The sequence below is a fragment of the Pantoea rwandensis genome (genome assembly GCF_002095475.1).
Lineage (GTDB): Bacteria > Pseudomonadota > Gammaproteobacteria > Enterobacterales > Enterobacteriaceae > Pantoea > Pantoea rwandensis.
Genome location: NZ_MLFR01000068.1, coordinates 1 through 255, shown reverse-complemented (window position 1 = coordinate 255; position 255 = coordinate 1). Strand labels below are relative to the sequence as shown.

The following is a 255-nucleotide window of genomic DNA, read 5'->3' as shown; positions in this document are numbered from 1 at the left end:
GTCACACTCAGCGGATGGGTTCCCGTTGCCAGCACGGTGCTGTTGGTGCTCCAGGTGCCGTCCGCGAGAACCACCGCCGAACCGACCAACACTGCACTGCCACTGATGTTGTCGTACACCCGGACGATATCGCCCGCTTCCGCCGTACTCACCACACCGCTCAGAAGTGGCGTGGTGTCGTTGGTGGAACCGCCGTTCGCCACCGTCACCGGCGTGGTGCCGTTGTCGTTGGCAATCACCAGCGTTGAGTTCACC

General features: G+C 63.1%; 1 protein-coding gene. It reads right to left on the bottom strand.

Features of this window, described 5'->3' with window-relative positions; translation table 11 throughout:
• Positions 1-255: Ig-like domain-containing protein (locus tag HA51_RS27150; protein WP_158087390.1), on the bottom strand; the 255-nt coding region annotated here is incomplete at both ends.